The sequence below is a fragment of the Streptomyces sp. NPDC034043 genome, assembly GCF_055575675.1.
On the sequence record NZ_JBVISF010000006.1, the window covers coordinates 128,229 to 154,375 of the forward strand.

Here is a 26,147-nt window from a genome sequence, read left to right on the forward strand (position 1 = left end):
CGTGGTCACGCGGCGCCCGCCGCCGCCAGGAGCGCGACCGGCAGGAGCAGGATCCACTGCGGCAGGCGGAGCAGTGGTCTGGGCCAGCCGACGGACAGCGTGACGACCAGGAAGGCTGCCGCGTACGCGACGAAGTGCGCGGCCACGAACCACGCCACCAGGCCGGTACCGGGCGTACCGTTCGCCACGGCGAGGTAGAGCAGGCCGAGGCCTGACAGCACCAGGTCGGCGCTCACCATGTGCCACACGGCGTGCAGCACACGCTTGGGTTCGTCCGCGAGACCGCAGGACAGCAGCGGGCGCACCACGTCGCGGTGCCCGGCGAGGACGTGCACCGCGGCCACGGCGAGAGCGGTGATCCCCGCCCCGAGGAGCCAGCCGTTCACCGGACCTCGATTCCCTCGGCCACGACAGCGGCCAGTCGTGCGGGCAGTTGGGGATCGGGGTGTTCCCCGACCAGCCCGATGTGGAAGAACACGGCTCCTGCCAGCGTGTCCAGCACCAGGTCCACGGGCGTCTCGCGGGCGATCTCGCCGCGCAGCGCGGCGCGTTCGAAGACGACCAGCAGCCGCTGCTTCGCCGGGGCCAGGAAGTCGCCGCGGATGCGCGCCTTCAGCTCCGGGTCTGCGGCGAAGTCGGCCAGCAGTCCCGGGAGGGCAGCCGCGGCCGCGGGTGCGCGGAACTCGTCGACCAGGCCCTGCACCAGCAGGGTCAGATCCCCGGCCAGCGTTCCGGTGTCCGGGGGCGGAGCATCGTCCGTGGTCGCGAAGACGGCTTCGAAGACCAACTCCGGTTTGCCGGGCCACCGCCGGTAGATCGTGTCCTTGCCCACGCCGGCCCGCGCGGCCACCGCGCCGATCGACGTCGCGGCGTAGCCGGCCTCGGCCACCAGCTCCGCCGTCGCGCCGATGATCGCCGTGTGCGATCGGGGATCCCTGGGACGCCCCCGGGAGGGCGGAGAGGAGTTCATGATGTTTACCTTACGGGTCGACCCGTAAGGTAAACAAGGGGTCGGCCGACCGGTACGTGGTTCCACACCGGCTCGCGCCGGGGCTCGCCGCGCAGACCGAAGACGTGCGGGCCCCACAGTTCCCCGCCGCGCACGGCCGGGTCGAGCACCGCCCGGACGGCAGGCCAGGCGCCGTCGTGCTTGCCCTGGACGTGGAGCGCCGTGGGTGCCGCGCTCAGCCGTGCGGCGGCGGTCCGCACGTGGACCGGTGGCCGTGACGGCGTGAGGGAGTCCAGCGCCCCGCCGGGATGGACCACCACGCTCGTCACCGTGCTGCCGGCGGCGCGCAGCCGACGGTCGAGTTCGACGCCGAAGTACATCTGTGCCGGCTTGGAGCGGCCGTAGGCGCGCTTGGGCCGGTAGTCCTTCCGGGACTGCAGGTCGTAACCGTGGCCCCGGTCGCCGACAACTGCTCCGCGACGAAGTACCCGATCCCGGCGTTGCCGCCGGTGGCCAGGAGGACGCGGGCATCGGCACGGGGCAGCCGCAGGACGTTCCAGGGCGGGGCGGAGGGCGTGGACGGCATGGCGGCGGGCCCTTGCTGACGGCGGCTGCGGCTGTTCCCGGGGGAACGCGGACCCACGGTCGCGGCGCCCACCGGCACACCCCCGGCGGATCACCGGTGGTCCCGCCGGGCGGCCGGTATCCCGCCGACGCGCGGGGACACCCGGTGGGCTAGGGGCGTTCGAGGAGCATCTCCGCCAGGTGCTCGGCGAACTCCGTGAGCCGGTCCAGCCGTGGACCGCCGCGGGCGATACGAAAACCGTGGCGGCGGCCCCAGAACGCCGCCTGCACGGCGTGCAACTGGGCCCACCGCCGGACGCGTTCACCGTCGAGCTCCGCAGCCTCGGTGAAGACGTCCAGCACTCGGTGGACCGCCTTGCGCGGGTCATCCGCTTCGAGGAGGGCCAGCGCGCGGGACTTCAGCAGCGTCCCGCCGTCGTAGGCGGGATCCCCCGCGTACCCCTTGGGGTCGACGGCCAGCCATGGCTCCCGGGCGGCGCGCAGGATGTTCCGGGCATGGAGGTCGCCGTGGACGAGGACGTCCGGGCCGGCGCCCGTCAGCTCGCGGACGGTCGCCACTGCGGCGTCCCGCACCCGCCCCGGCAGTGCGTGCGTCAGTTCCTCGGCGTCCTTGCGCAGTTGCTCCTCCCATGCGGCGGCCCGCTCCCGCAGCCGGGGCAGGCCGGGCGGGGCGGGGACGGCCAGGCGGCGATTGAGCCGCCCGGCGACCGCCACCACCTCGTCACCGTCCTCGACCTCCGCCAGGGTCGACGGCTGGACCCGCTCCAGCAGCATCGCGAACCGTTCGTCGTCGCGCTCGTGCAGCAGGACTGCGCCGCGCCCGCCCCACGCGACGAACGCGTCCGGCTCATGGACGTTGCCCGGGTGCGGAAAGGACACCTTCAGCACGGCGCTCTCCTCGCCCCGCCGCCGTACCGGAACGATGACGCCGACGCCACCGTGCATGACCTCGCCGTCCGGCACGCACTCCCAGCGCCCGAGCAACTCCTCCACGAAGCCCGGCAGATCGGCGAGCCAGGCCGTCCCGGCCTCCCCCTCGCGGTCGACGGTGCTCTGGGCGAACTCTTCGGGCAGCAGGATCATCCAGGCACCCTACGCGCCGGCCCGGCCCGGGGCCGTGTGATGATGCGCCCGCTCAGCGGCACCAGGACGAGGGCCGCGGCCGCGAGGGCTCCGTACCCCGTGGGGATCTGGTCCTGAGCCACCGTGAGGACCCGTAGCAGATAGGTTTTGGCCCCCCGGTCACCCGCGTCCGCTGACGCCGAGAAGGTGAGTGCCACGTCGGTGGGGTGGATCACGTAGGACAGGCCCAGCCCGAAGCTGAGCGGTACGAGGGCGCAGCACATCGCGGTGGCCACGAGGAGTTCCCGGACTCTGCCCGCCGAGGTGAGGGGAGCCCAGGCCCGCGCCGTGTACCCGAGCCAGTGGACGAAGGCGTAGCTGCCGACGGCGAGGAGGAGGAGCCAGGCGGCCAGTTCGCCCGGGTGGGCGGAGGGTCCCATCCGCGGCGTGCCGAGGCTGGTCGGCCTGAGGGCCGTGCCGGTCAGGAAGCCCAGTCCTGTGGCGACGGCCGCACGGTGGACGCTGCTCACCGCCCGCCCGAAGTGGAGGGCCGCCAGCTCCGTACGCCAGAGTGCGTACGCCGTCCCGCCGGCCAGGGGCAGGGCAGCGGGCAGCGCTGCCAGCGGGTGACTCGGAGGGAGTCCGAACAGTCCACTGGTGAAGGCGGTGACCGGCCCCTGGGCGAGCGCGCAGACCAGGCCCAGGGCGAAGCCTTCCCAGGCGACGAAGGTGAAGAGCGGAGCGGGATCACGCAGTGCGTCCAGCCGGCGGGCCGCCAGAGGGTGCGGACGCAGGAACTCCACGGGCGGGACCTCTGCTTCGGCGTCGATCCGGCGTTGCGCGGCGAGTACGGCCGCCAGTCCGGTACCGCCGTTCTCCCAGGCGGCGGCGCGGGCATCCGCGTGGAACTCGCGGCTGCGCAGTACCGCGTTACGGGTCAGCGACACCGCCAGCCCGACGAGGAGCGTTCCCGCGGCGGTACCGAGGTAGAAGGACGCCGGACCCGCGGACGGATCGAGGGCGCCGAGCGGAAAGGCGATGGTGACGGGGATCGCCACCAGGCGGGTGAAGAGCCGGGAGGAGATCAGGGTGAGGTACGCGATGTCGACGTCGCGGTTGCGCAGGTGTGCCAGCTCGTGCAGCACGATCGCCCGGAACCGTCCGGGATCGGTGTCGTGCAGGGCGATCAGGCCGCGGCTGAGCAGGACGTACCGTGTGCCGGCCCTTCCGAAGGCGAGGGCGTTCACCCTGCCGTCGAGGAGGTCCACCAGCGGGTTGATCCGCCGCCGGTCCGCGCCGACCGACCGCATCAGCCCGTCGAGCTCTTCGTGGACGGCCGGAAAGGAACGTGCGGCGAGGGGGACGTAGCCCCTCCGGCGTATGCGCCGGCCGGGGAGGAACCAGTACACGGTGGCGACCAGCACCCAGAAGCAGCCCAGGACGGCGAGCTGGATCCACAGGAGGTGGCGGTCGGCCAGGCCACCGCACAGGGCGAGTTGACGTACGGCGTCCGCGGCGCCCGAGGCGGCGCCCGGGGCGTACTTCTCGACGCACGCGCGGGTCGCCTCCAGGCCGGGCGCGCGGTCCCCGAGGAACGGCCGGACCCAGAAGAGGCCGACGGAGAAGACCGTTCCAGAGACGGCGACGATGAGCAGAGCGAAACGGAACGTCGTGCCGGAGGGGAGCGAGAACGCGGAGAGGGGAGCCGGCTCCGGCCGTGCGCCGGCCGCCGCGGGACTCATTCTCCCGTACCGGGATCCGCGGCCCCTCCGGGCAGGGCGCCGCGCCCGTCAGCGCGTTCCGCAGCAGTGTCCTGGGCGTTTCGCGCCAGTCCGCCGACCAGGGCGTCCGCGAGCAGTTCCGCGCGGTCCGGCGTGAGCCCGAGCTCGACGCCCCGTTTCCGGGCGAGCTCGCGCAGCCGGCCCACGTGGGCGTCGGACAGCGGTTCCGGGTCCGGAGAGGACGGGGCCGCTTGCCGCCTCCTGCCGAACCGGAACCTGTTCCTGGTCCGGTCCGCCGCTTGTACGGCGACGTGCTGGAGAACGGAGGTGGTCACTGCCAGCGCTACGCCCGACAACACGCCGACCACCGTTTCCAGCCCCATGCCGATGGGGTCCCGAGCCGTCACCGCACGGTGGGGAACCGGCTGGGCGAAGAAGGCCCGGGCCGTCTGTTCGAAGAGCTCCAGTTCCTCCGGCGCGATCTCGGCCACCGCCGAACGGGCGAGCCGGGCGGTTTCCTCACGGTCGTGATGATGGCGCAACACCGACACCTCCGCTCCGGGCGGGGCGCCGTCCCCGCCGGTTGCCCTGGGACTCCATCTGGCCGCCTGACAGCGGTAGTTGTCAATGCACGAGGTGTGACGTGGTCTCCCTGCGTTCCCGCGCCGTATCCGTCGTCGCGCGCCGCGCGGCGGGTCAGGAGGGGGCGAGGACGGAGTCGTCGAAGGTGTCGGCGCCCGGCAGATGGTGACGGGCGGCTATCAGGGCGGCGTGGATGTCGGTCGTCCCCGTCGCCACGCACAGTGCCTGCGCGACGTCCTCCATCTCGGTCCGTACGTGCGACGCCGCGCCGTCACCTTCCGCCAGAACGGCCAAGGCCCAATAGCGGTCGACGAGACCGGGAAGCACCGCCGGGTGAGCCATCAGCATGGACGCGTCCTCTCCTCAATGATCATTTCCTGGCTGCCCTCACGTACCCGGTCACCGGCCGTCCATGCGCTCCGCTCGCCGGCAGGGCGGGAGGCGGCAGCGCGGGCCTGGCTTGATCCGGTGCCTGCGGCCGCGGGCGGCGGAGCGGGGCTGACAACATCTGCGGATGCCCGGAAAACGAGGTGTCGTCCTCACCGTGGTGGCGGCCGCGTACGGCATGTCCTCCATGGGGGACCAGATGACGATCGTCTCCCTGACCCTGCGCCTGCACGACCAGGGCCGGTCGGGGGTCGCCATCTCGGCCCTGGTGATCGCGAGCGTGCTGCCGCTGGTCGTGATCGGGCCGCTGGCCGCCCCGCTGGTCGACCGGGTCGAGAACAGCCGGCTGATCGTCGTGGTGACGGTGCTGCAGGCACTGGTCAGCGTGGGTTTGGTCTTCGTGACCGGCCTGGCCGGCACGCTGCGGTACGACGAGGAGTTCTTCCAGGAGAAGAAGGACACCTTCCTCGCTCCCGAACACCTCGCGATGTACGCGCACATCGGCGCCGGGGAGGGAGCGGTGCGGGTCACCCACTGGCAGAAGGTCGACTGACGCGACGCCCGGCACCCGGGAGGGCCGTCCGCCGCCACCGGCGGGCGGCCGGACCTTCGACTCGGGGGAAGCCGCTCTTTCCGCAGGAGATCGTCGTTGAGCAGGGCATGATCCTCTGGCTCTTGAATCACCTGAGTACGTTCTTCCTCGGCGTCGTCATCGTCGGCGGCTTCGTCGCCCTGGCCCTCGGGGGGAGCCTGGCCGCCCGCCGCCGGTTCCCGCACCTCGCGAGCGGCGAGCACAACGAGATGGTCGGTGTCGCCCTCGGGATGTTCGGCGCGATCTACGGCATCATCCTCGCCTTCGTCGTCGTCACCCTCTGGACGCAGCTGGAGAACACGCAGAACATCGTCGCCAACGAAGCCACCGGCCTGGCCCTCGTCGTCCGCAGTGCCGAAGCCTTTCCTCCCGCCGAGCGTGCCCGTGTGGAACGGGCGGTCGGGGACTACGTGCACGCCGTCGTCGCAGTGCAGTGGCCCCTGATGCGCGAGGGGAAGCCCAGCTTCGAGGCGACCGCCGCGCAGACGCACGCCATGTACACCGCGCTGCAAGCGTACGAGCCGGCCGGCACGCGCAGCGAGACCTTCTACGCGGAGGCCGCCGCCCGCCTCAACGACGTCGCCGGACAGCGCCGGGCGCGGGTCACGATGGCGGAGACCTCGCTGCCGGGGCTGCTGCAAGTGCTCGTGTACGGAGGCGCCCTGGTGATCCTCCCGCTCACGTTCCTGTTCGGTCTGCGCAGTCTGAGGATGCAGCTGCTGTTCGTGTCGGCGGTGGCCGGGCTGATCGGCTTCAGCCTGCTGCTGGTGGTGGTGCTGGACCGCCCCTTCGCCGGGGAGCTGAGCGTGAGCCCCGCGCCCTACAAGGAGGCGGCCCTGGCCCAGTTCTGGCCGGACCGGTAGCCGGCCCCTAGACGGCGAACGGTGACTGGAAGAGGAACTCCTGCGTGGCCTTGCCCGTCCGGAACATGTTGGGCGTCTGATAGAAGGGCATCGCCTCGACGACCTGGCGGTGGAGGGTCGCGTACGTTCCCTGGAACGCTCCGTTCTTCCAGGTCTTGAGCAGTGTTTCGGTGAACAGGCCGTTGCTTCCCACGCCGTCGCTGGAGGTCTGGTTGTCCTGGCAGCCGGAGATCAGCAGGACGTCGGCCCCGATGTCCTGCTGGTCCAGCGCGGGCACGGAGCGCTGGATCGCGTCGTACCGCTCCTGGTCGCGCTGGTAGTCGCGGAACTGGACGTCCTGCGGCAGGACACGGATGCGGGCACGGACCGCGGACGGTTCGCTGGTGTCGAAGGTGCGCACCAGTTCCGCGTCGTCGAGGAACAGCGAGACGTCCCGCGCGACGGTGCCGCTGTGACAGCTGTCGGAGAGCAGGAGGACGCGTACGTCTTCGGCGAAGGAGCCGAGGAGGGCGTACAGCTCGTCGTCGATGAACTGCCGGTCGTAGAGCACCCACGTCTCGTCGCGGCGGTCGGGCTCGTCCCCGTTCTTGTCGGGGACCTGGGCTCCATGGCCGGCGTAGGTGAGCAGCAGGAGGTCGCCGGCGGTGAGCCGGGCGGCGGCCTCCTGCAGTACGGAGGTGACCTTCTCGCTCGTGGCGTCCTTGGTGAGCAGGGTCGCGAGGGGGGTGAAGCCGGTGGCTTCGGCAACGTTCCTCATGGCCAGGGCGTCGTTCTCGCAGTTCTTCAGCTCGCCCTTGGTTCCGTAGCGGGTCTCGTCGATCTCGTTGAGGCCGATGTGGATGGACAGTCCTTTGGGCATGGCCCTTCCTCCGTGACTCTTCGATAGCCCGCTCAGATCAGGGCGTACAGGTGGTCGTGGATCTCATGCGGGCGTGGCCGCGCGGGACCGGCAGAAGGTACCCGAGCTCCTCGAGGTTACGGAAAGTGACGGGTCGTTGCCATGTCGCCGCGCGAGGGCCACCCGAACAGGCGAGCGCGTTCCGGTACGGCGGGAGCGCGCGGTCTGCCCTGCAGCCGTGGCCCCCGGGTCACTCCTGGTGGGGGCCTGACGCTCTTGCGACACATCTGCGGGGCGCGTAGGGGACGCGTCGCGGAGCGTTAGGGAACTGTTAGCGCGGCTCGTGACCATGGGTCCGCCGGGGCCTTCGGCCCGTGCCGGCGACGCCGGGAACCGGCCGGGTCCACGTCGTGGAACGCGGCATTCGAAAGAGAGAGCGCGATGAAAGCAAGAACCGCCGAAACCGCGATAGCCGTACTGCTCGCCGTCGGTTCCGCTGCTGTGGTCGCCACCGCCTCCGCTTCGGAGCACACCGGCATCGCCGTCTCGGCCGCGAGCGATTCGGAGCAACCGGGCGAGCCCGCCCCCGGGGAAACCGAGACGTCCCCTTCCGCCCCTCCCCCGGCGCCGGGCGGACCGACGGAACGCCCGGCGGAACGCCACGAAGGGACGGCCACGTACTACCGCCCCGCCGACGGCATGGACGGAGCATGCGGCGGGGCGGTGGGCGACGGCGACTTCGCCGTCGCGCTCGACCCCGGCACGTTCGGTTCGGTGCCCGCCGCCGCGCACTGCGGGAGGAAGGTCGTCGTCGCGTACGGGGGAAAGTCCGTGACCGTGACGGTCCTTGACACGGCTGCCCCCGGCGCGGGCAGGTACGGCCTCGCTCTCACGCGGGCCGCGTTCGCCGCGCTCGCGCCCGTCGGCCAGGGGAGCGTCCACGTCACCTGGTACTTCGCGGAGTAGCCGAGCGGCGGCAGCGCCGCACGGCACGCGCTCCCACCGGGGAGACGGGAACGCCGGACGTCGCGCCGTCGGTGCTGAACAGCACGGTCCGGCCGGCCACTCCCCCTTACGGCGTCTGCTCGGCGCCGCGTACGAGGGCCAGTTCCCGCGCCGTCAGGGGCGGCCCGGTCAGGGGTGGGCGCAGGGGGCCCCGCAGGGCACCGAGCAGCACTCGCGGTTTGACCAGGCTGGTCAGCGGGGCTTGGAGGGAGGTGACGTCGAAGAAGTCCTTCGTCATCGTGAAGTTGCCGCAGCAGGTGTGCAGCAGGCGGTACGTGTAGCCGGCCACGATCCTGTCCTTGCGGCTCGGGCCGCCTCCCTGGACTCCCGGGTAGAGCACGTCATGGCCCAGTGCCAGGTCCCAGGCCGCCGCGACGGGTTTGGCCACGGCCCGCTGGACGCGCTTCGCCAGCTGTGGGGCGTCGACGCCGTGGCACGCCACCAGGCGGCGGAGCGTGAGGGCGGCCTGGGCGGCCACCGACATGGCGTGCCCGTAGATGGGGTTGAAGGCCGCGAGGGCGTCTCCCAGCACGACGAACCGCTCCGGCCAGTTCCTGACGTCCTCGAAGTACCTGCGCGTATTGCGCGTGCTGCGGTTGACCGTCACCCCGGTCAGCGGCTCCAGGCCAGAGATGATCTCGCCGATGACGGGGTGGCGCAGGCTGCGGGCGAAGGCCTCGAAGTCCTCGGTCCTGCCTGTGGGCTCGCCCCCTCGGGTGCCGGCCGTGGTGACGATCCACTGGCCGTTCTCGATGGGCAGGATGCTGCCGCTCTTACCGGGGCGCGCCGTCCGCGGGTCGGACTGCACCACGACGAGGGGGAAGCCGGTGGCGCCTTCGGGCGCGCGGAAGACGCGGCTCGCGTACGTCAGGCCGAGGTCCAGAGACCGTTCGGGGGCGGGGACGACCCCCAGCTGCGCCAGGTGGTGGGGAGCCCGGGACCCCCGTCCGCTCGCGTCGACGACGAAGTCGGCCCCGAGGACTTCTTCCCGGCCGTCGGCCCGGCGTACGCGTACGCCGGTGACGCGGGCGGCGCTGCCCGTGAGTGATTCGACCCGGGTACGCGGCAGGACCCGCACGCTGGTGTCGGAGAGGACGAGGTCCCGGACCACGAAGTCCAGGAGGTCGCGGCTGCACGCGATGAGGAACGACGTCTCCTGGTTCCAGCGCCTGAGCCATCCCTCGGGGGTGAATCCGACCATGCCGGTGGGGATCGGGATGCGGTTGGCCCCGGCCGCCATCCACCGGGCGGTGGCTCCGGGCAGGAGGGCTTCGGCGGCGTTCACCCCGCGTCCCCAGAACATGTGGGCGTGGCTCGCCTGGGGAAGCCCCCGCCGGGGCACCGGGCCGTCCGGCAGTTCGTCGCTGTCGACCACGAGGACCTCCCGCACCAGGCCGCGCAGCGCGGCCGCCGCGAGCATGCCGGCCAGGCCTCCGCCGATGACGATGGCACGCCTGGGTGCCGCTGTGGTCCGGGGGGCGCGGGGCTGGGTCATGTGGATGCTCTTTCGTGGACCGTGGCAAGTGCGGGGATCGTCAGCGGGACGGAAGCCGGGTGACCGGAGGACCGGCGTGACCGGGCCTCAGCGCTCGGCGTGACCGGCGTGCGCCGGGGGGCTGTCGGGGTGCGGTCCGCCGATCGCGGCGGTCTGTGGGACGGCCGGCGAACCGGGTGTGTGATCGGACCCGGGGCGGGGAACGGCCAGGACGCGCAGCGCCTCGGAGAGGCGGACGAGCTGGTGGTCGTCACCGGCGAGCATGCTCTCCAGGTGCCCGTCGGCGTCGTCGGGGTGGGTGCCGCTCATGGTCCTCAACGCGGTGGTCACCATCGAGACGTGGCGCGCGGCCTCCGGCCTCACGGCACCCGGACGGGTCGTGTGCCCCTGACCGCCCTGGCGCCCATCACGGTCGGTGCAGGGCGAGAGCAACCGGAGTCCGTCACGGATGTCGCAGGTCCGCCGGAGGTGACGCCTGCCGAGTGAGGACCACCAGGGGATGCGCACCAGTTCGTACGGGGTCACCTCGCGCATCGTCAGCCACAGCGGCCGGAGCCGCCGGTACTGAGACCACCGGCGCCACCAGCCCGTCAGCCCCTGGCCCACGGAGGGCAGGACGAACCCGACGCACTGGCAGAGCGAGGCCACGAAGGACACGTTGGGCGCGAGCGCCGTACTGACGCCGTCCCAGTCGTGGCCGGCCCAGCGGGCGCCGATCGCCAGGAGTTTGCAGGCCACGTATCCCAGACCCAGCACGGCACCGGTCACGATGAGGACCAGGCCGGTGCGCAGCAGCCCGGTGACCTCGCGCGACCAGCGCCAGCACAGGCGGCCCAGCACACCGATCGCCGCCCCGTAGGCCAGGAGGCTGAGGACGATCATCTCGCGGAGGTAGGGGGTGGTGGCGTAGTAGGTGTCGAAGTCCCTGAGGCGTTCGTCCGGTGCGTCACCCAGGGCGAACAGGGTGAGCTGTCCGGCGCAGACCACCGCGTACGCGCCGACGCACCAGCGCGTGGCGGCCTGGCGGCGGTCTTCCGGTCCCCCGCGCCAGGTGATGGTCAGGTGGATGAGGGCGGCGCTCGCGACGGTGACGATGCAGTAGACCAGCGGTGCCGAGAAGTTGGCGATGCCGGTCAGTGTGTTGACCTGGGCGATGGTCGGCGGAGCGGCGAAGAAGAACACGGCTGCGCCGAGTGGCAGGAGCAAGGACACCGAACGGACGAGAGGGTCACGCCAGTGCCTGAGGAGTCGGGGCACCCTCAGCGCGAAGGCGACGGACAGGACGCCGACGACGAGGTAGAAGAACACGTTGGTCATGGGGTCTCCCCTTCGGTCCGGACACCGCGCGGGGGCGTCATGCCGGCTTCCTCACGGCTGCGGCACCCGGCAGGCCCTGGATCCCGGCGGGGACGCGGTGCAGCGAGTGGGAGATCCGGCGAGGCCGCGCCGCTCCCCGGGCCCGTCCTGCAGGACTCGTGAGGAGGCGATCACCCTGTGCGCGGGGTCGGGGCGAAGCGCCTCCACCGCAGAGGCCTCGGCGGACTCGGCACCCCTGGCGCTCGCTCGGTGAGGGCGCGGCCCCACAGGGCCGGGTCGGTCGAAGCAGGGGTTGAGCGTCGATGCCGGAGGCCGAGCACGCCATCAGCAGCGAGTAGGCGAGGTGGAAGCTCGGATCGGTCACGTCAGCCCCGTACCCCGCCGTGGCTGGGGGCGGCCTCGATCCGGCCGGAGGTCGTGCTCCGGTCCAGTGGGGGCGCAGGCGCGTCGTCCAGGAGGTGCTGGACGGAGTAGCGTTCGGCGGCCCGCTCCTGCCTGGCGTGCTTCTTGGCGGCGGCGCCGTTGTGCTCCGCCGCCCATGTGCTCTGGCGTCCGGCGACCGCGAGGCCTCCGGCCGACTGCCGTTTCTCCCGCTGCTTGAACACGAATCTCTCCTCTGCCCTGCTCTGCCCAGGGGCAAGAACGCGTGCGGCCCCGGCAGGATCCACTCCATCGGCGCGCCCGCACGGCCGGCGCTCGACGGCACGGCAGTTCCGCGGGACGCCGCCCCTTCGGATTCCTCGACTCGTGCCGGGGATCAACCCCGGGCAGGCACTCTCAGGGCGGGTTCCCGGCCGCGTCCGGCTTCTGCTCGGAGGCGTACTCGTCCATGTAGTTGTCCAGCCACTGGAGCAGCTTCGTGCGCCCCTGGTCGGGCAGCAGGGCCGCGCGCAGGGCGATGCCGTCGACGCCGTGCCGGGCGTAGAGGCTCGGGCCGCCGGCGCCGGCGGCGGCTGCCGCGGGAACGTTCCGTTCGCTGTACTCGTGGAGCAGCGTCTTCTCGACGGCGGTCAGGGCGCAGTGGAGGGCGTCGGCGTCCTCGGACTGGAGGAAGCCGGCCGGCCTCTGGAAGAACCTCTCCAGCCGGGCGCAGTGGTCCATGGTCGGCCGGCGGTCGCCGCCGAGCAGCGCCTGCACCTGCTGGCGGGAGATCCCGCTCGCCCGGGCGATCTCGCCGTGCGAGTACTTGCGGCCGTTCTCCTTGAGGTACGTCGAGTGCAGCAGGTCCAGCCGCTGGCGGAAGCGCTCGTGGATGTCCGGCTCCCCCGCTTCCCTCCCGGCGAGGAGGTCCCGGACCACGTCGAGGGGCACCCCGGAGGCGTGGCTCAGCGGCCCGGGGTCCAGGACCTCGTCACGGCCGCGGCCGAGCTTGGCTCCCAGTTCCGCGACCCGCTCGATGACGGAGGCCAGTCGTGCGGCGGCCGTGGGTGGCAGGGCAGTGGGTTCTGTCACCGGTTGGTCTCCCCGAAGTCACGCAGGACGAGTCATCCCGGCGCCACCGGGAGGCAGGGCCACGGCGGTGGCGGCTACGACCCCGAGCCTGCCACAACCGTGGCTGTACGGCCACGAGTCTCCGGCCAACCTGCCACAGCCGTGGCAGGAAAGCGACGATGACGGGCGGGCTTCAGCGCAGGCCCTGCCCCGCCACCGGCGAGGGGACCGGTTCCTTCGCCACCCCGGAGAGCACGCCCATGACCCGGACCGCGTCGGAGAGGCGTACGAGCCCGTCGTCGCTGTCGATCATGGTTTCGACGCTGCCGCCGCCGTCGCCGGGCTCGGTCCGCAGGGAGTCGAACGCCGCGATGACCAGCGCCGCGTGCCGGGCCGCCTCCGGCTTCAGCGCGCCGGGGCTCGCCGTGAGGGCCCGCTCGGCGGCCGGACCCGTGCCGTGCTCGAGGTAGGGGGCCAGCAGCCGCAGGCCGTCGCGGATGTCACAGGTCCGCCGCAGGTGACGCCTGCTCAGCGACGACCACCGGGGCAGGGGCACCAGTTCGTACGGGATCACCGCGCGCATGGTCTCCCACAGCGGACCGAGCCGCCTGTACCGCGACCGCCGGTGCCACCACTCCAGCAGGCCCTGGCCGGCTGCGGGCAGGGCGAAGCCGACGCACTGGAGCAGCGAGGCGAGGGCGGCCAGGGAGGGAGCCGCCGTCGTACTGGCGGCGTCCCAGTCGTGGCCCGTCCACCGGGCGCCGACGGCGAGGAGCTTGAACGCGGCGTAGCCGAGGTTCAGCACCCCTCCGGCGACGATGAGGAGGAGCCCGGCGCGCAGCAGGCCGGCCACCTCGCGCGCCCAGCGCAGGCACAGGGCCGACAGGACGACGGTCGCCACCGCGTGCCCCAGCACGTAGAGGAGGATCATCTCCCGGAGGTAGGGGCTGGTGGCGTAGTACGTGTCGAAGTCCCGCGGGCGTTCGTCGGGCGCGTCCCCGAGCGCGAACAGCGTGAGCAGCAGCACGATGACCACGGCGTAGGCCCCGGCGCACCAGCGGGTCGCCGTCAGGCGCCGGTCCTCCGGCCCTCCCCGCCAGGTCAGCATCAGGTTGATGATGCTGGCGCTCCCGGCGGTGACGACGGCGTGGACGAGCGGGGCCGAGAAGTTGGCGACGCCGGTGAGCCGGTTCACCTCGGAGACCGTCGGCGGAGCGGCTAACAGGAAGACGACGGCGCCCAGGGCGAGTACCGCGGCCACGGAGCGGACCAGGGGCTCGCGCCAGTTCCGAACGAGTCCCGGCACCCTCATCGCGAAGGAGACGAGGAAGAGGAGGGCGGGTATGTAGTAGTACATGCTGCTCATCGGGTGTCCCCGTGGGCGTCGAGCGGCCGGAGCGGGTCGGCGCGCCCATGATCGGGCAGCGGGGCCGCGCGGAACGCGATGCCGTCGACGCCGTGGCGCTCGTACGGACCGGGCCGGGCGGCACTCCCGGCCGAGGCCGCCGGCGGTACGGAGGATGTTTCTGTCACGGGTCGGTCTCCCGAGATCACACAGGACGGATGATCCCGGCGCCACCGGGATGCAGGCCACAGCAGCGGCAGCTGCGACCGTCATCCTGCCACAGTCGTGGCAGCGCATCCACGCCCTCCGGCTCAACTGCCACAGCCGTGGCAGCGAGTTGGCGGCGCTCCAGCGGTCACCGGACGCGTACGGATCACGGGACGGGGCCGGATGCCGCCCCGGCGATGACCTTCCGCTCGTCGTGCGTGAGGGGCGGGCCCTGTATGTGCGGCTTCTTGGGGCCGAGGAACATCGGTACCAGCATGTCGCGGGAGAACAGGCGCGTCGCGGGCCTCTCGAGGCTGATGACGTCCAGGAGCGCGCCGAGGGCCCGGGGGCTGCGGGCGCCGGTTTCGACGGCCCGGTCGACGAAACGCGCGAGGAACTTCTCGACGGCCTTGGGCGGCGTGTCGGTGGCGCCGGGGTAGAAGGCGTCCTGGCCGACGGCCAGGTCCCAGGCACCGGAAACGGGCCGGGCCGCGGCGCGTTGGATCCGGCGGGCCGTACCGGAGGCGGTGAGCCCGGCGGAGCGCAGGACGTCCCTCAGGGCGAGGGCGCACTGGGCGGCCACCGTGAGGCCGTGCCCGTACACGGGGTTGTAGCCGGCGATGGCGTCGCCGAGGACGGCGAATCCGTCGGGCCAGTGCTTCATCTTCTCGTAGTAGCGGCGCTGGTTGGCGGTGCTGCGGCTGGTCACGACCTCCCCCAGGGGCTCGGCCGCTTCGAGGAGCCGCCCGATGACCGGGTCGCCCAGCCCCAGGGCGAAGCCGGCGAAGGCACTGGGGTCCTTCGTCGGCTCGCCGCCCCGCGTCCCGCAGAGGGTGACGATCCACCGGCCGTCCTCGACGGGCAGGATGATTCCGCCCTGGCCGGGCGCCCTGGCCGGGTTGGCCTGGACGTTGACGAGGGGAAAGCCGTCGGCGGCCGCGTCCGGGGCCCGGTAGGAGCGGGTGGCGTAGGCGACGCCGGCGTCGACCTGCCGCTCGGCGACGCGCGGCAGGCCGAGGGCCTCCAGCCACGCGGGGGCGCGCGACCCGCGCCCCGAGGCGTCGATGACGAGGGCGGCGTGGAGGGTCCGGGTGCCGGTGCCGGTCCGCACGCGGATACCGGTGACCCGGCCGGGTCCGCCTTCGAGGCACTCGACGGTGGAGTCCTCGTGGAGGGTGACGCGCGGGTCGCGCAGGACGCGCTCGCGCAGGACGTGGTCGAGGAGGTCGCGCGAGCACACCAGGTTGCGGTGGCGCCCGCCCTCGAAGCGGCGGAACCAGACCTCGTTCGGGGCCCGGGAGACCATGTCGCCCATGATGCGGACCAGTCGGCCGCCCCGGGCGACGACGCTGTCGGTGAACCCCGGGAGGAGTTCGTCGAAGGCCTGCACTCCGCCGCTCCAGACGAGATGGGCGTGGCGGGCCTGCGGCACTCCCTTGCGGCTCTCCGGACCGTCGGGAAGCCTGTCGCGTTCGACGACCACCACATCGGCGAACTCGGCGAGGACGGAGGCGGCGAAGAGTCCGGTGGCACTGGCGCCGATCACCAGTGCGGTGGGCCGGCCCGAGTCGGCTGTCTGCGGCATGTGGCGGCTTTCCGTTCTGGTCATGCGGTGGCGGATCCGCGCGGCGGACCGGGTGCGGCGGACCGCTCGCGCGATCGCGTCGCTGCGGTCGCGTCGGTGCGGACGATGACGTCGGTGCCGATCGGGGCGGGCCCGGCGCTCGACCGGCCGCCCTCGACCGCAAGTTACGTGTAAGTAGCATATTGTCGACCGGTCAATGCCCCGTGGTCAACGGGTGTTGATGCGCGAAACGATCACCAGACAACGGGGCACCGCGGCGAGCGGGGGCCGGCGCCATCGCGTCACCGCGGTGTCAGTTGCTCGTCGTGGCCAGCTTCGCCGCGAAGCCGAGGAACACCGCGCCCGCCCCCGTCGTTACGCCCGCCGAGAGCCTCCGGCGGCGGCGGAACTGGGCGGCGAGATACGTACCGCCCCGGATCAGCGCCGTCACGTACACGATGCTGATGGCCTGATAGACGAGCGCGAGCAGGGTGAAGGACAGCTCGGGGTGGGCGTACTCCGGGCTGACGAACTGCACGAAGAAGGAGATGAAGAAGAGGATCGCCTTAGGGTTCAGGACGGTGATCACCAGCGAGCGCCGGAACGGCCGACCGCCGCCCGTCAGGGGGTCGGGGCGCGTCGCGTCCCCTCCGGCCGTCTCGTCGCGGCGTCGCCACATCGACCACGCCGCCCGGACCATGCCGATGGCGATCCAGGTCAGATAGCCGGCCCCCGCGTACTTCACGAGGGCGAACAGCAGCTCGTTGGTCCGGAGCAGCGAAGCGAGCCCCGCCGCTGTCGCCGCCATCAGCAGCGTCTCCCCCAGGAACACCCCCGCTGCGGCCCGGTACCCGGCCCTGACGCCGAGCCGTGCGGCGACCGACAGAGTGAAGAGGGAGCTCGGCCCCGGCAGCAGAATGATCAGCAGAGCGCCGAGGGCATAGGTCGGCAGGTCGTCCACTCCCAGCATGCTTCGGCACCTTCCTCACTCGGGCGGCTCGCACCGAAGCCCATCCTCACCCAGCGCGCCGTGGAGGTCCCGGCAATTTCGGCTCGCGGACTCCAGCCGGCCGGTGCCCGGGGGCCGGCGTCCGCGCGACGGCGGCCTCGGGCGGCTCGGACACACCCGCGTCGGCCGCCACCGCGGACCGTGCTCGCCCGGCAGCCGCCGGTCAGCCGGTGTACTTCGTGCCCTCGAAGGAGTACGGCAGGTTGGACTCCGCCGCTACGGACACCTCGCCCGCGGCGCCCGCCGACACCTTCAGCACGGTCAGGGCCATGATCCGCTGGGTGAACGAGGCCCAGGGGATGCCCGTGGTGCCGGCCCAGCCGCTGCTGCTGAAGGTCGTCGACCGCCCCGGGCCCAGCTCCGTGTAGACCTTGCTGACGGCGGTGCAGGCCACGAGCGCCCCGCCGTCCGTCGTGCGCCAGACGGGGCCGTGCGGGGTGCGGTTGACGTCGATGCCGAAGTCGGCCTTGGCGCCCTTCCCGAGCGACTTGCGCATGCCCTCCAGCCCTTCGGCGGAAGCCGTCTTCCGCTCGGTGACGTCCTGGCTCCACTTCACGCCACCCGTACCGGCGTCGGTGTGCAGGTAGTCGCCGTACTGCCCGCAGACCTTCGAGGGGTCGGCGCCGAGCCCCGTCGTGTCCCCGCCGGTGACCGCCCGGCCATCGGGCCCGACGGCTATCTGGGGAAGGGCCGTCGGCTCGGGAGCGCGGGCGACGAACGCCGCGAGCCAGGGCGCGCCGGCCCGTTGCTGGTGGAACAGCGACCAGCGCAGCACGGCCTTCTTCCCGGCGTCGCCGACGGTGCGGCCCTGGACCTCGTGGGCGCCCAGGATCCACCGGTCGCCGCCGTCGTCCTTGCCGGTGGTCCACGTGTGCACCGCCGGGTCCGTCTTCGGCACGTCGGCGGGTCCCGGCTCCCGGTCGGTGCCGTACTTCTTGCCGGTCTCCACGACGGCGAGCTGCTGCTCCAGCAGCGGGCCCTCGGTGACGCCCTTCCAGTACTCGGCGTCGAAGTTGTCGGCCTCGACCTTCAGGGTGAGGTCCTTGACGACGCCCCGTGCCTCCTCCGCCGAGAGCGGGGGCGTCTTGACGGGGGCCGGCGGGCTGCTCGTCGCGGGGCCGGCGGCGGGCTTCGCCGGCTCTTCGGCGCTCGCCTTCGCGGTCTGCGCGCCGCAGCCGGCCGTGGCGGCGAGTGCGAGCAAGGCGGCCAGGGCGGCGGGTACGGGTGCGGAGCGTCTCATCGGAATCCCCCTCGGGAGCGGTGCAAAGGCCCCTGATCATGCACGATGCCTCCGACAGCCGCCGCACCGCCCACCCGTGAGGTCATCGCCGGGCCCCCCGGGGGGCGCGGCGGCGGTCTGCCTGGACCGCCGCCGGCCCGCACGGCTCACCGCCGACGGTGCTCCGGCGTCGAGGTCATCCGGTAGCGGGCCGGCTCGCTGCCGTCCTCGGCGCGCCCTGTCTCGTACCGTTCGAAGCCGGCCTTCTCCAGGACGCGGACGGAGGCCGGGTTCGACGGCTCCACGGCGGCAGCCACCGTGTGGACGCCGGGCGCGGCCAGGGCGTGTACGGCGAGCGCCCTGGTGGCCTCGGTGGCGTAGCCCCGGCTCCGGCGGGAGGGGACCACGCCGTACCCGAGCTCCAGGACACCCTCGTCCGGCGGCCAGAACAGGCCGATCGAGCCCACCACGAGGCCGCTGTCCCGTTCGGCGATCAGCCGGTGGCCGTACGTCCCGAGCCAGTCGGGGCGGTCGCCCAGGAGTCCCGCGATGACGCGGTCGCCGTCGGCGGGGAAGTCCTCGGCCCAGTCGGCCGGCCGGGAGCCGGCTTGAGCCTCCGCGCCGGCGCCAGCGGCGGCGGCGAGGACGGCGGTGACGGTCTCGGGCGTCCAGCGGCGGAGCACCAGCCGCTCGGTGGTCAGATCGGTGAGGTCGTTCGAAGGTGCGTGACGCACGGTTGTCTCCAGGTCGTTCGGAACGACCGGACCGCGTCGCGTCAGCGCACGGTCCGGAAGAGGGCGTGCCGAGAAAGGCCGTCGACGGCCATATTCATCAACCTCCCTGTGCCCGGTCCGTGGTGGCGGCGTCCCGCGTGCCGGGGAGAGCGTAGCGGTTCTCCCGTGCCGGCGCTCCGTGCGGGGCGCTCACGAGCCCGTGTGCGGGCGGGCTCCCGCGGCGAGGAGTGCGTCGGCCGTCTCCTGGTACGGCCCCGTCAGCGCCCAGCCGAGTGGGGTACGGCCCGTGCCGTGGTCCTCCCGGAGGTTGGGGTCCGCGCCCTGGGCGAGCAGTTCGCGCACCGTGTCGGTGTGGCCCCAGCACGCGGCCGCGCACAAGGGAGTCCCCTCAGCGCCGCGTCCGCTTTCGGTGTTCGGGGAGGCGCCGGCCGCCAGGAGGTGGCGGACCGTGTCAAGAGACCCGTGAACGGACGCCGCGTACAAAGGAGTAGTGCCCTCCGCGTTGGCCGTCTCCGGGTCGGCGCCGGCCCGCAGGAGTGCTCTTACACGGTCGGTCCGCCCGAACATCGAAGCTTCGACGAGTCGCCCTGACAGTTTCTTCTGCCGTCTTCGGTTCACAGTGGCCCAGGTTAGTCCGCCCTGCCGGGCGCCGGAGTGGCGCTGCCCGGGTCGGGGCGGGCCGCCCCGGTGCCGGCCGTGCGGTGGGCGGGCGCGGTGCTGCCGAGGGCCCGGCGCGGCAGACGTGTCGGGGCGGCGCCGGCGGTGAGGGCGGAGGGGCCGGTGGAGGGGAGGAGCCCGTCGGCGAGGTCGAGGAGGAGGCGGGGCTGTTGCTGCCAGTCGTAGGCGAAGAACGCGATTCCGTGGTCGTGGAGACGGCGGGCGAGCTCGAGGAGGCCGTGCAGGCCCGTGATGTCGAGGAAGTCGAGGCCGCGCATGTCGCAGGCGACGACGGCCGGGGTGTCGTCCTCCAGTCCGGCGACCGTCTCCTGGAGGGCGGGCCAGGTGTCCATGTCGAGCTCGCCCGCCAGGGTCAGGTGCACGGTGGGTCCGTGGCGTCGCACGGTGACCCGGAAGCTGCGGTCCATGGCGCTCACCTCGTCGCCTTCGTGCAGTCGGTGCCGTGTCCGGGAGTACGTGTCCGTCCGCCGCCACCGGGACCGTACCGGCCGGCCGTTCGTCAGGCCGCCTGGCTGCGGCGGAGTTCGGCTTGGCCGAAGAGGAGGGCCCAGCCCTCCGGCAGGCGGTCGGTGAGGCGGTTCAGGAGGGCGGGGCCGGCGAGGCGGGCCACGACGGTCAGGACGGCGCCGGTCTCCCAGCGGGCGACGGCGGGAGTACGGCCGGTGCGCGTGGCGAGGTCCTTGACGAAGTTCCAGCCCGTGAGCGGGGCGGCCTGCGGGACGTGCGCGCGGAGAGCCAGCGCGGCCTCGAGCGGGAGACACCGCGCGAGGTCGTCGCGTTCTTCCTCGGTGAGCTGCCGGCCGAGGGCGGTCATGACCCGCTGTACGGCTTCCGCGGCGCGTTCCGTGGTGGGGTAGGCGCCGTCGTATCGGACCTGCTCCAGCATCTGCTCGTAGGTCGTGCCGAGCGTCTGCGAGGAGAGTACGGGCTGGTCGAGCACGGCTGTCACGCCTTTCTCGTGTGAGGGTCGGGGTGGGCTGGTGGCCGCGCGGGCCGCGCTCAGGCGGGCTGCGGGCGGCCGAAGAGGGTGTCGTACCCGGCCGGGAGCTGGAACAGGATGCGTCGGGTGAGTTCCTCGCCCGCGGCGTCGGCGACGACGCTGAGGACGGCGGAGACGTCCCAGGTCGCGGTGGCCTGGGACGCGCCCTCGATCCATGCCGCGGTGGCACGGACGAAGCGTTCCGGGCTGAGGGGTTCCGCCGCGGGGAGCGGGTTGAGCAGGATCAGGGCGTAGGACTCGGGCAGGCGCGCCGCGAGTTCGCTCCGTTCCGCTCCGAGGAGGTGGGCGCCGAGCAGGGCCAGTACGACGCGGGCCGCTCGGTCCGCCTCCTGGCGGGTGTTGTATTCACCGCGTTCCTGGACGTGGTCGAGGAACGCGTCCCATCGCAGGGTCATCGCCTGAGACCTCCACGGAAACGGTCTGCGGGTCCGGGGGTGGGGGGGCGAAGGACGGGCGTCGAGGGGGAGGGAAGGGCGGTCCCGTCCTTCGCCGGCTCCGCGGGGCGGCCGGTTGCCTGCCGGGGGCAGCGAGCGTCCCGGGGCGTCAGCCGCTGATCTGCTTGCGGCCGCCGTCCGCCTTGATGCTGATCTTGCGGGGCTTGGCGCGCTCGGCGATCGGGATGCGCAGGGTCAGGACACCCGCGTCGTAGTCGGCGGCGATGTGCTCGGTGTCGAGGGTGTCGGCGAGCACGATCTGCCGGGAGAAGACGCCCAGGGGCCGCTCGGACAGCTCCATCTGCACGTCGTCCGACTTCACGGCGGGCCGGCGCTCGGCCTTCACGGTCAGCATGTTCCGCTCGACGTCGATGTCGATCGCGTCGGGGCTCACGCCGGGGAGGTCGAAGGCGATGACGTACTCCTCGCCTTCGCGGTAGGCGTCCATCGGCATCACGGACGGCTTCGACCACGTCCCGGACGTACCCGACAGCTGCTGGATGATCCGGTCCATCTCGCGGAACGGGTCAGTGCGCATCAACATCGCGAAACACCTCCAGTCGGTTCAGGCAGGAACTGCCAATGCGCTTCCATCTCCCTCTGTTGTAGCATGTCATCGGAACGATGACAACAACGGTGTCATCTGATGGACGACAACAGGCTGGAGTGCTCCATGTCCCCCTCTGGTGAAGACGCCCAGGCCAGCCCGCCCGCCCCCCGAAGGCCGGCTCCGGCCTCCTTCTGGGCCGCCGCGAGCGCTCTGGAAGCCATCCGGACGGCGATCCACGAGGTGCACACCGCCGAGGCCGACGGCGCCCTCGATCCGGCGGACGGCCCGGGGCGCGCCCTGGACTCCCTCCGGCTCCTGCGCGAGACGCGCGAGGAGCTCGCCGGATGGGAAAGCGTGCTGATCGAGACCGCCCGGGCGGCCGGTGCCAGCTGGGCCGACCTCGCCGGCCCGCTCGGCGTGGCCAGCAGGCAGGCGGCCGAACGCCGCTACCTGCGGCTTCGCCCCGGGGCCGCCGACACCACCGGGGACCAGCGCGTCCAGGCCGTCCGCGACCGGCGCGCCGCCGACCGCACCGTCACCACCTGGGCGCGGGAGAACGCGAGCACGCTGCGGCAGCTGGCCGGACAGATCATCGGGCTGACCGACCTTCCCGCCGGCTCGCACGGCAGGATCGACGAGCTCAACAAGGCCCTCGCCCACCATGACGCGGCCCGCCTGGTGGAACCGCTGTCCGCCACCCAGGACGATCTGCACGGCACCCACGGCGATCTCGCCCGGCGCGTCGAAGCGGTCAAGGACCACACCCGCCGGCTGCGCAGCCACAGCGACAGGCAGCGCGGCGCCTGAGCCCCTGACGGCCGGCAGGGCCGGTCGGCCCGTCGGGAAGGGCCGCGCACACGGCCGCCCACGGAGGACGCCAGGCCGCCCGCGCCGTGACGGCCGGGCGCCGGGGCGGCGCCGCACCGGCAGGCGACTGCCCGGGTGACGTCGATGCCGTCGGCGGCCCTGTCCGCGCACTCCCGGTGGGCGTCGGGGCGAGGATGCACGGGCGCATTCCCCCTCACTTCGCCGCTGGAGACTCCTGTGCTCGAACGCAAGCAGGTCAAGGGCCGCACCCAGGTCACCTTCGTCCTCCCCGCCCACACTCCCGACGGGCCGGTCAGCGTGGTCGGCGACTTCAACCACTGGAACCCCGCCGCCCACCCCCTCCAGCCCCGTGGCGACGGCACCCGCGCCGCCACCGTCGCACTCCCCCGCCACAGCACCCATTCCTTCCGCTACCTCGCCGCCGGCGACTACTGGTTCAACGACGAGACGGCCGACAGCCACGACGGCCCGAACAGCCGCCTCCACACCTGAATCCCCGGCACACCGACGGCCGCGCCGCCCGCGGTGGCCGTGCCCGCGACGGCCGCGCGTGATGTACCGAACGGCCGTGCGGAGCTCCGGGCGGGCCGCACGGTCCGGAAGGCCCATGGGCAAGGCCCCGTACGCAAGGGCCCCGACCAGCCGGGGGGGGTGGGCTGGCCGGGGCGGGCCCCGGCCGGCGGGGGGGGATGCCGACCGGGGGCACAGGGGGCAGAGGCCACAGGAGCGGCCGCTTCGCAGCGGCCACGTGACCCCAGCTCCTCGATCCTCGCAGGAAACCACCCGCCAGGCCCGCCGGACACGCACGGCCGCCGGCACCGCACCGGAGAACCGCGGCGCTCGGCGGGCCTCCCCGGCCGAGTCCCCCGCCGCGAACGGTTGGGCGGCGGCGGGCGGGGCAGGCGTCGGCCATGAGCCGTGACCTGCGAGGGCCGGGGCCAGTACCGGGGCCGGAGGCCCTCGCGGCACTGGCGGAGTGGGTCGCCGTGGAGTCGGTCTCCTCGGACCCCGACCGCGCGGCCCAGGTAGGCCGTTCCGCCCGCTGGCTGGTGGACGCGCTGCACGGGGCGGGCTGGCCCCGGGCGGAGGTGTGGGAGACCGACGGGTTGCCGGCGGTGTACGGCTGCCGGCCGGCGGCGGATCCCGGCGCCCCGGTGCTGCTGGTGTACAGCCACCATGACGTTCACCCCGCGGATCCGTCCGAGTGGCGGGTGACCGCGCCGTTCACCCCCCTGCTCCGTGAGGGCCGGCTGTACGGGCGGGGCGCCTCCGACGCCAAGGGCCAGATCATGTGCCACCTGTGGGCCCTGCGCGCCCACCTGGCGCAACGGGAGGCGCCTGCCGTGACCGTGAAATACCTGGTCGAAGGGGAGGAGGAGATCGGCTCCGGGCACCTGGCCCAACTGCTGTCCGAGCACGCCGGCGAGCTCGCCGCCGACGTGGTCATGGTCTCCGACACCATGCTCTGGTCGCTCGACGAGCCGGCCGTCTGCACCCTGGTCCGCGGCTCCGTCACCGCCACCCTCACCGTCAGGGGCGCCCGGCGGGACCTCCACAGCGGTGCCTTCTCCGGCGCGGCCGCGAACCCGGTCTTCGAACTGTGCAGGCTGCTGGGCCTGCTCCGCGACGGCAGCGGCCGCGTCGGGCTGCCCCGGTTCTACGACGCCGTGTCGGATCCCGGACCGGCCCTGCGCGCCTCCCTGGACACGCTGCCCTTCCGCCTGTCCGACTGGCTCGCCGAGACGGGCACGTTCCGGGCCGACGGCGAAGCCGGGTTCGGGGTGCCGCAGCGCCTGTGGACGCGGCCCTCGGTGGAGGTCGCCCGCCTCACGACCGGCGGGGGCGGCGTCCCCTCGCTGGGGCTGATCCCGGCGGAGGCCGCTGCCGACGTCCTGCTCCGGCTGGTCCCCGGCCAGCGGGCCGACGAGGTGGCGGGGCAGCTGCGTACATGGCTGGACGGGAACCGGCAGCCGGACTTCCACTACGGTCTCGACATCTCCCCGACCATTTCCGACCCCTACGCGACACCTGAGGACCATCCCGCGCTCGGGGCGCTCCTGCGGGCGGTGGGCGGGGCGTACGGCGCTCCGGCGCGGCGGATCGGCAACGGCGGTGCCGCCCCCGCCGCGCAGTTGTCGCGGGCCTGTGGCGCTCCGGTGCTCTTCTTCGGGACGGGGCTGCCCGGGGACCACTGGCACGGCCCGGACGAGCGGGCCGAGGTACGGGCGCTGGAGCTGGGGGTCCGGGCGCTGGCCGGGTTCTTCGACGGGCTCGCGTCCTTGCCCCGGCCGTGGTGACGGGCTCCCGGGCACTGTGGTGACGGGCTCCCCGGCGGGATGTCACCATGCCGCGTGCAGGTCCTCCTCGTACCGGGCCAGCCGGCCGTGGCCGTCGGCGATCACCGCGTACCGCCAGCGGAGGCCGTCCTTCGGCGTGCCCGCGTAGAGCACGACTCCCCCGGCGTGCTCCGGGTCGTAGGCGAGACGGCGGGATCGGAGCCGGTCCAGGGCCTCGGTGAAGCCGTACGGGCGGCTCGCGCGGACGGTGCCCGTCGCCCAGGCCGGTGCTCCGGTCCCGGCCAGGCGGGCGAGGCGGGTCACCATGACGTGCGGGGTGGTGGTGGCGGTACGGCGGACGTTGCTCTCCCCGGCGAAGAGTTCACCGTCGGCGGACACCATGGCGTCCAGGCTGAAGGGGCCCGCGTATCCGTGCCGCGCGAGACGGTCGCCGAGCGCCCGGCCCCATGCCTCCAGCGCGGGCCGCACCGCGGCGGGGACGGAGGCGGGCAGCGGTGAGACGTAGCCCGTGAACGAACCGGCCGCCGTGCGCATCTCGCCGCTGAACACCGGGCGTGCCCCGTGCGGGCCCGTCTCCATCTGGATGCTCACCGACCGCGCGACGTCGATCCGCTCCTCGACCACCCACAGCCCCCGCTCGCCGCCGACCGCGGCGAGGTCGGCGGCCGTCCAGGTCCCGGCGGGGGGCGGGAGGAAGAGCAGGCCGTGGCCTCCGGCGGACCGGTCCGGTTTGACGACGACCCGCCCGTGCGTGCGCAGCAGCGCGGCCACGGCTGCGGCCACGCCGTCCCGGCGGCACACCCGGCCGTCCGGCAGCCGCATGCCGAGGTCCTGGGCCGCCCGGCGGAAACCGGCCTTGGTGTTGAGCAGGGCCGTCACCTCCAGCGCGGCCTCGGCCTCCTCGATGCCGGCGTACGGGGCGACGGGCACCCCCAGGGCACGCGCGAGGGTCACCGCCGAGCCGTCCAGCGCGGTGGGAACGACCGCCTCCACCGGCCGCCGCGCGCCGGCCGCCGCGCGCACCGCGGCGGCGTCCTCCGTCCGCGTCCGGGCCTCGGTGAGCACCGTCACCGACCGGCGGGGCACGCCCGTCAGGTCGCAGGCGTACCGGAGGAACTCCTCCGCGACCGGTACGGGGGACAGCAGTACGTCGCCCTCGCGCAGGGTCCACACCTCGCGCGGCGCCTGCTCCGCCCAGGCGCGCAGCACGTCCCGTTCGGCCGGGTCGACGGCCAGGTCCGACACGAGGTTCGCGTACACGACCAGCGGGCCGGATCCGGTCGTGGCCGCGCCGGCACCGGCGACGTGCGCGCGTTCGGTCATCGTCCCTCCCGGGGCGGTTCGACGGGGACGGCGACGGGACGCCCCCTTACGCCGGCTGCGCCCCGCCTACCCCCTGTGCGGGGACGCATCCTCGGCGCGGATGCCGGGACCGCCGGGGCGGGCCGTCCCGGG

General features: G+C 73.2%; 29 protein-coding genes and 1 pseudogene. 6 read left to right on the top strand and 24 right to left on the bottom strand.

Annotated elements, in window-relative coordinates:
- Window positions 1–5: 5 nt before the first annotated feature.
- The 7 genes and pseudogenes from ACZ51S_RS16920 to ACZ51S_RS16950 all read right to left on the bottom strand — a co-directional run bounded on the left by ACZ51S_RS16920 (window position 6) and on the right by ACZ51S_RS16950 (window position 5,247).
- Window positions 6–386 (bottom strand): hypothetical protein, encoded by a 381-nt coding sequence (locus ACZ51S_RS16920; protein ID WP_468961253.1) that lies wholly within the window; start codon window positions 384–386, stop codon window positions 6–8.
- A complete protein-coding gene (locus tag ACZ51S_RS16925) occupies window positions 383–970 on the bottom strand; it encodes a TetR/AcrR family transcriptional regulator (protein ID WP_468961255.1) in 588 nt (195 codons plus the stop codon). The genes ACZ51S_RS16920 and ACZ51S_RS16925 overlap by 4 nt, the downstream gene beginning before the upstream one ends.
- Before the next feature lie 5 nt (window positions 971–975).
- A pseudogene (locus ACZ51S_RS16930) lies at window positions 976–1,535 on the bottom strand (SDR family NAD(P)-dependent oxidoreductase).
- A gap of 149 nt (window positions 1,536–1,684) precedes the next feature.
- Window positions 1,685–2,617: an aminoglycoside phosphotransferase family protein gene (locus ACZ51S_RS16935; RefSeq protein WP_468961257.1), complete on the bottom strand. Its 933-nt coding sequence runs from the start codon at window positions 2,615–2,617 to the stop codon at window positions 1,685–1,687.
- A complete protein-coding gene (locus ACZ51S_RS16940; protein ID WP_468961259.1) occupies window positions 2,614–4,338 on the bottom strand; it encodes a M48 family metalloprotease in 1,725 nt (574 codons plus the stop codon). Before ACZ51S_RS16940 ends, ACZ51S_RS16935 begins: the two co-directional genes overlap by 4 nt.
- Window positions 4,335–4,859 carry a hypothetical protein gene (locus ACZ51S_RS16945; protein WP_468474527.1) on the bottom strand — a complete coding sequence of 175 codons (525 nt, stop codon included), beginning with the start codon at window positions 4,857–4,859 and terminating at the stop codon, window positions 4,335–4,337. Before ACZ51S_RS16945 ends, ACZ51S_RS16940 begins: the two co-directional genes overlap by 4 nt.
- Before the next feature lie 154 nt (window positions 4,860–5,013).
- A complete protein-coding gene (locus tag ACZ51S_RS16950) occupies window positions 5,014–5,247 on the bottom strand; it encodes a DUF5133 domain-containing protein (RefSeq protein ID WP_388940535.1) in 234 nt (77 codons plus the stop codon).
- A gap of 166 nt (window positions 5,248–5,413) precedes the next feature.
- On the opposite strand from ACZ51S_RS16950, the gene ACZ51S_RS16955 reads away from it, so the two are divergent.
- Both ACZ51S_RS16955 and ACZ51S_RS16960 read left to right on the top strand, forming a co-directional pair.
- A complete protein-coding gene (locus ACZ51S_RS16955) occupies window positions 5,414–5,839 on the top strand; it encodes a hypothetical protein (RefSeq protein ID WP_468474528.1) in 426 nt (141 codons plus the stop codon).
- 107 nt (window positions 5,840–5,946) lie between these two features.
- Window positions 5,947–6,741: a bestrophin-like domain gene (locus tag ACZ51S_RS16960; RefSeq protein WP_468961261.1), complete on the top strand. Its 795-nt coding sequence runs from the start codon at window positions 5,947–5,949 to the stop codon at window positions 6,739–6,741.
- A 7-nt stretch (window positions 6,742–6,748) separates the two neighbouring features.
- Here ACZ51S_RS16960 and ACZ51S_RS16965 read toward each other — a convergent pair whose 3' ends face one another.
- The gene (locus ACZ51S_RS16965; protein ID WP_468474530.1) at window positions 6,749–7,600 is read right to left on the bottom strand and encodes a caspase family protein; all 852 of its coding nucleotides are present in this window, start codon (window positions 7,598–7,600) and stop codon (window positions 6,749–6,751) included.
- A 420-nt stretch (window positions 7,601–8,020) separates the two neighbouring features.
- Here ACZ51S_RS16965 and ACZ51S_RS16970 point away from each other — a divergent pair, with 420 nt between their 5' ends.
- Window positions 8,021–8,545 carry an RlpA-like double-psi beta-barrel domain-containing protein gene (locus ACZ51S_RS16970; protein ID WP_468961263.1) on the top strand — a complete coding sequence of 175 codons (525 nt, stop codon included), beginning with the start codon at window positions 8,021–8,023 and terminating at the stop codon, window positions 8,543–8,545.
- A gap of 106 nt (window positions 8,546–8,651) precedes the next feature.
- On the opposite strand, the gene ACZ51S_RS16975 is transcribed toward ACZ51S_RS16970, so the two are convergent.
- The 15 genes from ACZ51S_RS16975 to ACZ51S_RS17045 form a co-directional block, all read right to left on the bottom strand.
- Window positions 8,652–10,079 (bottom strand): NAD(P)/FAD-dependent oxidoreductase, encoded by a 1,428-nt coding sequence (locus ACZ51S_RS16975; RefSeq protein WP_468474532.1) that lies wholly within the window; start codon window positions 10,077–10,079, stop codon window positions 8,652–8,654.
- Window positions 10,080–10,166: 87 nt separating this feature from the next.
- Window positions 10,167–11,396 carry an MAB_1171c family putative transporter gene (locus ACZ51S_RS16980; protein WP_468474533.1) on the bottom strand — a complete coding sequence of 410 codons (1,230 nt, stop codon included), beginning with the start codon at window positions 11,394–11,396 and terminating at the stop codon, window positions 10,167–10,169.
- A gap of 365 nt (window positions 11,397–11,761) precedes the next feature.
- Complete coding sequence (locus ACZ51S_RS16985) at window positions 11,762–12,001, bottom strand: hypothetical protein (RefSeq protein ID WP_468961266.1); 240 nt, start codon at window positions 11,999–12,001, stop codon at window positions 11,762–11,764.
- A gap of 172 nt (window positions 12,002–12,173) precedes the next feature.
- Window positions 12,174–12,848 carry a helix-turn-helix transcriptional regulator gene (locus ACZ51S_RS16990; RefSeq protein WP_468474535.1) on the bottom strand — a complete coding sequence of 225 codons (675 nt, stop codon included), beginning with the start codon at window positions 12,846–12,848 and terminating at the stop codon, window positions 12,174–12,176.
- A gap of 172 nt (window positions 12,849–13,020) precedes the next feature.
- A complete protein-coding gene (locus ACZ51S_RS16995; RefSeq protein WP_468961268.1) occupies window positions 13,021–14,193 on the bottom strand; it encodes an MAB_1171c family putative transporter in 1,173 nt (390 codons plus the stop codon).
- Window positions 14,190–14,360, bottom strand: a complete 171-nt coding sequence (locus tag ACZ51S_RS17000) for a hypothetical protein (protein WP_468474537.1) — start codon at window positions 14,358–14,360, stop codon at window positions 14,190–14,192. Before ACZ51S_RS17000 ends, ACZ51S_RS16995 begins: the two co-directional genes overlap by 4 nt.
- A 185-nt stretch (window positions 14,361–14,545) precedes the next feature.
- A complete protein-coding gene (locus ACZ51S_RS17005) occupies window positions 14,546–15,964 on the bottom strand; it encodes an FAD-dependent oxidoreductase (protein ID WP_468474538.1) in 1,419 nt (472 codons plus the stop codon).
- Between the two features lie 292 nt (window positions 15,965–16,256).
- The gene (leuE, locus tag ACZ51S_RS17010) at window positions 16,257–16,913 is read right to left on the bottom strand and encodes a leucine efflux protein LeuE (protein ID WP_468474539.1); all 657 of its coding nucleotides are present in this window, start codon (window positions 16,911–16,913) and stop codon (window positions 16,257–16,259) included.
- A gap of 202 nt (window positions 16,914–17,115) precedes the next feature.
- Window positions 17,116–18,192: a DUF8094 domain-containing protein gene (locus tag ACZ51S_RS17015; RefSeq protein WP_468803262.1), complete on the bottom strand. Its 1,077-nt coding sequence runs from the start codon at window positions 18,190–18,192 to the stop codon at window positions 17,116–17,118.
- A 146-nt stretch (window positions 18,193–18,338) separates the two neighbouring features.
- On the bottom strand, window positions 18,339–18,905 hold the full coding sequence (locus ACZ51S_RS17020) for a GNAT family N-acetyltransferase (protein ID WP_468474541.1): 567 nt from the start codon (window positions 18,903–18,905) through the stop codon (window positions 18,339–18,341).
- A 189-nt stretch (window positions 18,906–19,094) separates the two neighbouring features.
- The gene (locus ACZ51S_RS17025) at window positions 19,095–19,523 is read right to left on the bottom strand and encodes an ankyrin repeat domain-containing protein (RefSeq protein ID WP_468961271.1); all 429 of its coding nucleotides are present in this window, start codon (window positions 19,521–19,523) and stop codon (window positions 19,095–19,097) included.
- An 11-nt stretch (window positions 19,524–19,534) separates the two neighbouring features.
- Entirely contained in the window at window positions 19,535–19,990 is a 456-nt protein-coding gene (locus ACZ51S_RS17030) for an STAS domain-containing protein (protein ID WP_468474543.1), read from the bottom strand.
- Window positions 19,991–20,082: 92 nt separating this feature from the next.
- Entirely contained in the window at window positions 20,083–20,523 is a 441-nt protein-coding gene (locus ACZ51S_RS17035) for a DUF2267 domain-containing protein (protein WP_388940732.1), read from the bottom strand.
- Between the two features lie 59 nt (window positions 20,524–20,582).
- The gene (locus ACZ51S_RS17040; RefSeq protein WP_388940567.1) at window positions 20,583–20,978 is read right to left on the bottom strand and encodes a DUF2267 domain-containing protein; all 396 of its coding nucleotides are present in this window, start codon (window positions 20,976–20,978) and stop codon (window positions 20,583–20,585) included.
- A 148-nt stretch (window positions 20,979–21,126) separates the two neighbouring features.
- Window positions 21,127–21,561, bottom strand: coding sequence for an Hsp20/alpha crystallin family protein (locus ACZ51S_RS17045; RefSeq protein ID WP_388940568.1), 435 nt, complete (start codon window positions 21,559–21,561; stop codon window positions 21,127–21,129).
- A 102-nt stretch (window positions 21,562–21,663) separates the two neighbouring features.
- Here ACZ51S_RS17045 and ACZ51S_RS17050 point away from each other — a divergent pair, with 102 nt between their 5' ends.
- The 3 genes from ACZ51S_RS17050 (at window position 21,664) to ACZ51S_RS17060 (ending at window position 24,692) form a co-directional block, all read left to right on the top strand.
- On the top strand, window positions 21,664–22,374 hold the full coding sequence (locus ACZ51S_RS17050) for a type III effector protein (RefSeq protein WP_468474544.1): 711 nt from the start codon (window positions 21,664–21,666) through the stop codon (window positions 22,372–22,374).
- A gap of 237 nt (window positions 22,375–22,611) precedes the next feature.
- Entirely contained in the window at window positions 22,612–22,887 is a 276-nt protein-coding gene (locus ACZ51S_RS17055) for an isoamylase early set domain-containing protein (protein WP_468474545.1), read from the top strand.
- Window positions 22,888–23,306: 419 nt separating this feature from the next.
- On the top strand, window positions 23,307–24,692 hold the full coding sequence (locus ACZ51S_RS17060) for a M20/M25/M40 family metallo-hydrolase (RefSeq protein ID WP_468474546.1): 1,386 nt from the start codon (window positions 23,307–23,309) through the stop codon (window positions 24,690–24,692).
- A gap of 42 nt (window positions 24,693–24,734) precedes the next feature.
- Here ACZ51S_RS17060 and ACZ51S_RS17065 read toward each other — a convergent pair whose 3' ends face one another.
- Complete coding sequence (locus ACZ51S_RS17065) at window positions 24,735–26,015, bottom strand: preATP grasp domain-containing protein (RefSeq protein ID WP_468803265.1); 1,281 nt, start codon at window positions 26,013–26,015, stop codon at window positions 24,735–24,737.
- Window positions 26,016–26,147: the final 132 nt, after the last annotated feature.

Bases quoted from the DNA above. Each gene is read 5' to 3' on its own strand.
- ACZ51S_RS16925 (WP_468961255.1), bottom strand. From the start codon at position 970: ATGAACTCCTCTCCGCCCTCCCGGGGGCGTCCCAGGGATCCCCGATCG.
- ACZ51S_RS16935 (WP_468961257.1), bottom strand. From the start codon at position 2,617: ATGATCCTGCTGCCCGAAGAGTTCGCCCAGAGCACCGTCGACCGCGAG.
- ACZ51S_RS16940 (WP_468961259.1), bottom strand. From the start codon at position 4,338: ATGAGTCCCGCGGCGGCCGGCGCACGGCCGGAGCCGGCTCCCCTCTCC.
- ACZ51S_RS16950 (WP_388940535.1), bottom strand. From the start codon at position 5,247: ATGCTGATGGCTCACCCGGCGGTGCTTCCCGGTCTCGTCGACCGCTAT.
- ACZ51S_RS16955 (WP_468474528.1), top strand. From the start codon at position 5,414: ATGCCCGGAAAACGAGGTGTCGTCCTCACCGTGGTGGCGGCCGCGTAC.
- ACZ51S_RS16960 (WP_468961261.1), top strand. From the start codon at position 5,947: ATGATCCTCTGGCTCTTGAATCACCTGAGTACGTTCTTCCTCGGCGTC.
- ACZ51S_RS16965 (WP_468474530.1), bottom strand. From the start codon at position 7,600: ATGCCCAAAGGACTGTCCATCCACATCGGCCTCAACGAGATCGACGAG.
- ACZ51S_RS16970 (WP_468961263.1), top strand. From the start codon at position 8,021: ATGAAAGCAAGAACCGCCGAAACCGCGATAGCCGTACTGCTCGCCGTC.
- ACZ51S_RS16975 (WP_468474532.1), bottom strand. From the start codon at position 10,079: ATGACCCAGCCCCGCGCCCCCCGGACCACAGCGGCACCCAGGCGTGCC.
- ACZ51S_RS16980 (WP_468474533.1), bottom strand. From the start codon at position 11,396: ATGACCAACGTGTTCTTCTACCTCGTCGTCGGCGTCCTGTCCGTCGCC.
- ACZ51S_RS16995 (WP_468961268.1), bottom strand. From the start codon at position 14,193: ATGAGCAGCATGTACTACTACATACCCGCCCTCCTCTTCCTCGTCTCC.
- ACZ51S_RS17005 (WP_468474538.1), bottom strand. From the start codon at position 15,964: ATGCCGCAGACAGCCGACTCGGGCCGGCCCACCGCACTGGTGATCGGC.
- leuE (WP_468474539.1), bottom strand. From the start codon at position 16,913: ATGCTGGGAGTGGACGACCTGCCGACCTATGCCCTCGGCGCTCTGCTG.
- ACZ51S_RS17015 (WP_468803262.1), bottom strand. From the start codon at position 18,192: ATGAGACGCTCCGCACCCGTACCCGCCGCCCTGGCCGCCTTGCTCGCA.
- ACZ51S_RS17030 (WP_468474543.1), bottom strand. From the start codon at position 19,990: ATGGACCGCAGCTTCCGGGTCACCGTGCGACGCCACGGACCCACCGTG.
- ACZ51S_RS17040 (WP_388940567.1), bottom strand. From the start codon at position 20,978: ATGACCCTGCGATGGGACGCGTTCCTCGACCACGTCCAGGAACGCGGT.
- ACZ51S_RS17045 (WP_388940568.1), bottom strand. From the start codon at position 21,561: ATGTTGATGCGCACTGACCCGTTCCGCGAGATGGACCGGATCATCCAG.
- ACZ51S_RS17050 (WP_468474544.1), top strand. From the start codon at position 21,664: ATGGACGACAACAGGCTGGAGTGCTCCATGTCCCCCTCTGGTGAAGAC.
- ACZ51S_RS17060 (WP_468474546.1), top strand. From the start codon at position 23,307: ATGAGCCGTGACCTGCGAGGGCCGGGGCCAGTACCGGGGCCGGAGGCC.
- ACZ51S_RS17065 (WP_468803265.1), bottom strand. From the start codon at position 26,015: ATGACCGAACGCGCGCACGTCGCCGGTGCCGGCGCGGCCACGACCGGA.